This is a genomic window from Sporosarcina sp. CAU 1771 (assembly GCF_054482775.1).
The window spans coordinates 22173-28466 of sequence record NZ_JBTLRN010000033.1; the positions used below are offsets into that span (position 1 = coordinate 22173).

A 6294-nucleotide genomic window follows, 5' to 3' on the forward strand; every position below is an offset into this window, starting at 1 on the left:
GTAGGGAGATATCATATGAATAAATTTATAAAAGAAGAAACAATAGATTGGGCTATTGTGGAAAATTACTTGCGCAATGAGATTACTGATTTCCCAAACGGTGAGTTGAAGATTAAACAATTCTCAGCAGGTTATAGCAATTTAACCTATTTACTCAGTATTAATGAATGGGAAGGTGTTTTAAGGCGACCACCTTTTGGTTTTACACCTCCTCGAGCACACGATATGAAAAGAGAATATGACATTCTTCAAAAAGTAAATCCTGTTTTTTCAAAAGCGCCAAAACCTTATGTTTATTGCGAAGATGAAAAAATTATGGATAAACATTTTTATGTTATGGAAAAAAAGCAAGGTTTGGTTATTGATGATAAACTTCCTGAAGAATATAAAGGAAATGAAGCAGCACCTATGCTTGTTACTACAAATTTGATTCAGACTCTAGTTGAATTGCATTCGATTGATTATAAACAAGCGGATATGTCATCTATGGGAAAACCTGAGGGGTACTTAGAACGTCAAGTGAATGGTTGGATTCAACGTTATGGAAATTCCAAGACAGACGGCACTCCTCAGGTCGCCGAACTTGAAAATTGGTTCATCAAAAATCTCCCGGAAAATCAAGAAGCAACGATTGTCCATAATGATTTTAAATTGAACAATATGCTGTTTAGTCCTACAAATACGGGTGAAGTTTTGGGCGTACTTGATTGGGAACTTTGTACGATAGGTGACCCACTTACTGATTTAGGTTCAGCCATTAGTTATTGGGGGCAGCCTGGAGAACCAGATATAGGGGTAACGGTACTATCTGATCAACCGGGCTTTCCAAATCGACGAGAATTTGTTGAACAGTATTCAAATTTAAGTGGTCGGGACGTTTCTGATGTCTCCTATTATTTAGCATTCGGTTTTTATAAATTAGCTGGAGTTTTACAGCAACTTTTCTACCGTTGGAAAATTGGAGAAATGAATGATGAGCGTTTTAGCACACTAGATCAGGGAGTAAAAAACCTAATTGAAATGGCTGATCTTGCTAGACAAAATCGACTTCTTTAATCGTTTCAAACTAAAAACAAATGATTGAAAAAGGATCCCTATACTAAAGCATATTTATATATGCTTTAGTATTTCAGGGTATCTAAATACTTTTAATAATTAGTTCCATGTTTATGTATTATCATGTAGTGGACATCTTTTCTATATGGTATTGGTTTTTAAACAACTCCAACACACCATAGATTAGGTGTTTTTTTATAATTAATTTTAAGTTTAAATTGCAATAAGGCATTGCATTTTAGGTGAATGAGTAGAAGTACTATGGGAGATATTTTAAAAGATAGGGGTGCTCGAATGAATTATGAAGAATTGAAAGAGAAGTTTTCCTGGGAAGATGTGCTTCAATCTTTTGATTGGGATGCAAATCAGAAATTTAATATGGCGCATGAAATTTGTGATCGTTGGGCAAATGAGGAACCAGATCGGGTTGCGATTTATTGGGAAGATGAAGCAGGAAATAAAGAAACGTGGACATATGGTCAATTGAAGGCTGACTCTAATCGTATGGCGAACGGACTTCGTTCACTAGGGATTGATAAAGGTGATCGAGTTGCCGGGCTTCTTGGTAAAGAAATGGAACTTATCATTACAATTCTAGCAACATTTAAAATAGGGGCAATTTATGTTCCTTTATTTACAGCGTTCGGGCCGGATGCAATTTTGCATCGTTTGAATGACGCAGAATGTAAGTTGTTGCTAACAAATAAAGAGCAATATAAGAAAATAGAAGATTTAGAGGGTTCAACCCAGGTTCTGTTAATCGATGGATTAACGAATGAGGGGCAAACCTTCAAAGAATTTGTCCAATCTTTTTCTGAGAAACACGAGACTGTTGCTACACAAGCTACAGATCCAAGTGTAATTCAATTCACTTCAGGTTCAACTGGTAATCCAAAAGGGGCTACAGTGTCACACAAGGTTCTTATTAATCATCATCCCTATGTCCGGTTGGCAGTTGGAGTAGAAAATGATGATATGTTCTTTGGTGGTGCAGATATGGGGTGGGCATTCGGCCTATTTACCAACACCATCGTTCCATTAAGTTATGGTGTCCCAATATTGGTCTATAAAGGTCCATTTAATGTAGAAAAGTATTATGAATTATTTGAGCGCTATGAAATTACAAATTTCGCACATGCACCGACAGCTTATCGAATGATGGCAGCGAAAGGTTCAGACATTTTAAAAGAATTCACTTTAAAGGTAAAGAAATTCAGCAGTGCGGGTGAACCATTAAATGCGGAAGTTGTTCACTTTTTCAAACGAAACTTTGGTAGGGAAATCTACGATCATTATGGTGCGACTGAGACAGGTATGATTGTTAACAACTATAATATGACTAATATGAAAATTAAGCCCGGCTCGATGGGGCAGCCAACTCCTGGATTTACAGTAGATATACTCGATGAAGAAGGAAACCCAGTTGATATGGGGGTAGTAGGTCAAATTGCGGTTGATACAACTGGATTTGGATCCTATTTTCTTGGATATTGGAACGATCCAGTAAAATCGAAAGAAAAGCGTCTTGGAAAATGGTTGTTTACCGGCGACCTTGCCAGTAAAGATGAAGATGGGTATTTTTGGTTCGAAGGGCGATCAGACGATATCATAAGCAGTGGTGGCTATCGCATTGGTCCATTTGAAGTTGAGAGTAGTCTGTTGGAACATCCAGCAGTAGATGAAGCAGCAGTTGTTGGGAAACCAGACGCAGCAAAAGGTGAAATTGTAAAGGCGTATGTAGTGCTTAATCCTTCATACAATTCCTCGAAAGAATTAGAAGAAGAATTGAGTCTGTTTGTTAAAAATAAATTATCGAAACATCAATATCCAAGAGAAGTTGAATTTATAGAAGAACTTCCAAAGACACAAAGTGGTAAAATTCAGCGCTTTTTATTAAAGAAAAATAGCTGATTTGAATTTGCACTCTAACAAACGGCAGATAACGTATTGAGAACTTACTATATAGATGGAGGGGTATTATGAAATCATGGGTAGTTACGCAACTCGGAGATCCTAAGGATGCACTAAGTATCGTTAGCGCTCCTAAACCGACTATTTCAGACGGGGAAGTACTAATCAAAATTAAGGCAAGTGCTTTAAACTTCTTTGACATATTGCAATGCCAAGGAAAATATCAGGAAAAGCACCCACTACCATTTACTCCAGGTGCCGAAGTTTCTGGCATTGTCGAAGAGGTTGGTAAGGGTGTTAACTTTACTGTAGGACAACGTGTACTAGCAGTACCTATCCAGGCAAACGGAGGCTTGTCAGACTATGTAGCTGTAAGTGAAGAAAAGGTATTTCCTATACCGGATAGCCTTACTTACAATGAAGCGGCAGCTTTGTTTATTACATATCAAACGACGTATTTTGCATTGCACCGGAGAGGGAATTTACGAAAAGGTGAAACACTCCTTGTTCATGCGGGTTCTGGTGGAGTAGGATCTGCCGCAATTCAACTTGGGAAAGCAGCCGGAGCAACGGTAATCGCAACAGCCGGAAGTAATGAAAAAACGGAAATTTGTAAAAATCTAGGTGCTGATTATGTAATCAATTATAGGGAAGAAAATTTTGTTGATATTGTAAAAGAAATAACGGCAGGTAAAGGAGCAGATGTGATATTCGATCCGGTCGGTGGGGATACATTCGATCTTTCGAGAAGATGTGTTGCTTTTGAAGGTAGAATTCTAATAATTGGATTCGCCGGAGGCCGTATTGCGGATGCACCAACAAATCACGCCTTAATCAAAAATTACTCTGTAGTCGGTGTTAACTTCGGATTATTCCGTAGACTAATGCCAGAGGAAGTAATAAAAGCACATGCGCATTTAATGGAATTATTTGAGCAAAAGACTATACAACCTTTGATATACAAAGAATTTGAATTTGAAGATGTCATCGACGCGATGGATTTGTTGGCGAGTCGAAAAACCTGGGGGAAACTAATTATTAAGCCTTAACGTAAAGCTTAGAATCGTATGAGTTTTTAAAATTGAAGGAATAAGGATTGATATGAATGAGACGAATTCAAGTAATCACACAAAAGGAATTGGTAGATTCTGTTCAATTAAAAGACTGTACTGTAGTTGTGATTGATGTGTTTTTAGCCACTTCTACGATCGCCGTCTTACTAAAAAATAATTATGAACCAATTTTTGCGATGGAAGATGCATCGAGTGCAAAGGACTTTGCTGAAGTTCAAACGGAGCCGTATATATTGCTAGGGGAGTCAAAAGGAAATGCTGTTGAAGGATTTGAATATCCAGATCCTACTCTAATCACTCCTTCTAAACATCAAACGTCTGCCATCATTTGTTCAACGAATGGAACAAGAGCCATTGAAAGTGCTAAAGGTTCAAAGGTTTTGTATGTCTCTTCTCTAGTGAATGGCCATTTGATTGCACAACGTTTACACGAAAGTAACGATGATTCGTCAATCGTTATTATCTGTTCAGGAAATGACAATCGATTTTCTATGGAAGATTTTGTTGGTGCGGGGCAACTTATTTCGCATTTATCGAGCAAAGGTGATTATTTGGTTTCTGACTCTGCAGTGGTTGCAAAGGAAAGTTATCTGAAATCCAAGTCGTTAGGCTTTAAAGATTTGTACGAAAGTGAGACAGCTACATTCTTAAGTAGTACACATTTTACTAAATCGATCGAATTTGTCATTAACAATCACGAAAAAGTAGACGTGATTCCAATTTTTACAGACAATAAGATAATGAATGACTATAAACGATTGGATAAAGTTCTCCAACTACATTAAGGACGAAGTTAAGGGATTAAAACAGAGATTCATTTGCTCAATTACTAGACCTTCTATTTGTGGAATAATCATATGTACGTATTTCCCATTCAGTTACTTCGATCTAACGAATCTAAGTATAAAATGAATGGGTGAATACGTGCATTTTTTATTTAACTAGTTGAGTCAATTTCATAATTCAGAGCCCTTGGGGCTCAAGGCTTTTCAGGCACAAAAAATAGAGCACCTCCCCAAATCCTGTATAATGTAGTCACCACAACATACAACAGACAGGAGGAAGATGCTCTTATGTCCATTATACGACAACAAAGTCTGTTTGGCATGGATGAATTATTTAAGATGGAACCTACCCATCGTTTTAACGCCATTTTTTCAACGATAAACCTAGAGCCTATCTGGGTTTTGTTCAGAAAACAGACAAATGTAGGTGCCCCTAGGGAATTAAATTATGGCGCAATGGTCTACTCATTAATCGCTCGTGTGGTGGAGCGAATTCCTACAATGAAAGACCTTGTACAGCGTCTAAAACATGATCCCATTTTCCGTTTCGATTGCGGCTTTTTGCATTCAGATACATTGCCATCAGAAGCTTCTTACTCAAGAATGATTACACTTATCAGCGAATCGGATGCGATGGCACGCGTTCATGATGAACTCATTTTACTTGCGATTGATGAAGAGCACATTACTGAAGAAAACATTGCCATTGATGCGACTCATTTCGAGGCGCGGGATCGTGCCAAGCCAGCCGAAAAGAAAGAAAAACCAGCACCTAAAAAGCGTGGCCGCAAGCCAAAAGCAGAACGTGAACAATGGCTAAAAGACAAACAAACCGAAGAAGATGCACGTCCAATTTACGAAAAGGAAATTGTTCATCAGTTATCCGAATCCGTAGAAACACTATATAATGAGGCCCCTATTCATCCTAATTGGGGAATCAAGAAAAACAGTGATGGAAAAAACACCTTCTGGTTTGGTTTTAAAGCTCATTTAGCTGTCAGCACGAAAAGCCAATACATTCTTGCGGGATTGATGACCTCAGGTAATCTGAACGACGGAAAAGCTGCCATTCCATTACTTAAAAAAATTGAACGAGATTTGCCTGCACAATTTAATGCCGGCCTTTTAGATGCCGGCTATGATTATGAACCAATTTATCGACAATTAAGCAACCAGAATCTACAAACCGTCATCCCATACAACCGGCGTAACGAAGGTGAATCCATCGGTTATGACGAACATTTCGCACCAACATGTGTCTTGGAACATTCCTATCGTTACGATAGCTTCGATTTGAAGTATAAGTCACTCAAATATACACATCCGAGAGAATGTGGAAACTGTCCATTACAACACGATTCGCTTTGTCAAAAAACCTATAAAATAAGACAATCAACAGACATGCGAAAGTATACTTTCCCCGCAAGGGGTTCGAAAAAATGGGATGAACTATACAAAGAACGTACCGC

5 protein-coding genes are annotated in these 6294 nt (G+C 38.1%); all 5 read left to right on the forward strand.

Annotated elements, in window-relative coordinates:
* Positions 1-15 precede the first annotated feature (15 nt).
* Complete coding sequence (locus ACXYMX_RS15675) at positions 16-1056, forward strand: phosphotransferase family protein (protein ID WP_459045179.1); 1041 nt, start codon at positions 16-18, stop codon at positions 1054-1056.
* Positions 1057-1350: 294 nt separating this feature from the next.
* Positions 1351-2967, forward strand: a complete 1617-nt coding sequence (locus ACXYMX_RS15680) for an acyl-CoA synthetase (protein WP_459045180.1) — start codon at positions 1351-1353, stop codon at positions 2965-2967.
* Between the two features lie 68 nt (positions 2968-3035).
* Complete coding sequence (locus ACXYMX_RS15685) at positions 3036-4016, forward strand: NADPH:quinone oxidoreductase family protein (protein WP_459045181.1); 981 nt, start codon at positions 3036-3038, stop codon at positions 4014-4016.
* Between the two features lie 56 nt (positions 4017-4072).
* Positions 4073-4825 carry a 2-phosphosulfolactate phosphatase gene (locus ACXYMX_RS15690; protein WP_459045182.1) on the forward strand — a complete coding sequence of 251 codons (753 nt, stop codon included), beginning with the start codon at positions 4073-4075 and terminating at the stop codon, positions 4823-4825.
* A gap of 288 nt (positions 4826-5113) precedes the next feature.
* The coding region (locus ACXYMX_RS15695; RefSeq protein ID WP_459045183.1) for a transposase at positions 5114-6294 on the forward strand (1181 nt) is incomplete at its 3' end.

What these genes read in the sequence shown, in the direction of transcription:
- ACXYMX_RS15675 (WP_459045179.1), top strand. Translation starts at nt 16, where the DNA reads ATGAATAAATTTATAAAAGAAGAAACAATAGATTGGGCTATTGTGGAA.
- ACXYMX_RS15680 (WP_459045180.1), top strand. Translation starts at nt 1,351, where the DNA reads ATGAATTATGAAGAATTGAAAGAGAAGTTTTCCTGGGAAGATGTGCTT.
- ACXYMX_RS15685 (WP_459045181.1), top strand. Translation starts at nt 3,036, where the DNA reads ATGAAATCATGGGTAGTTACGCAACTCGGAGATCCTAAGGATGCACTA.
- ACXYMX_RS15690 (WP_459045182.1), top strand. Translation starts at nt 4,073, where the DNA reads ATGAGACGAATTCAAGTAATCACACAAAAGGAATTGGTAGATTCTGTT.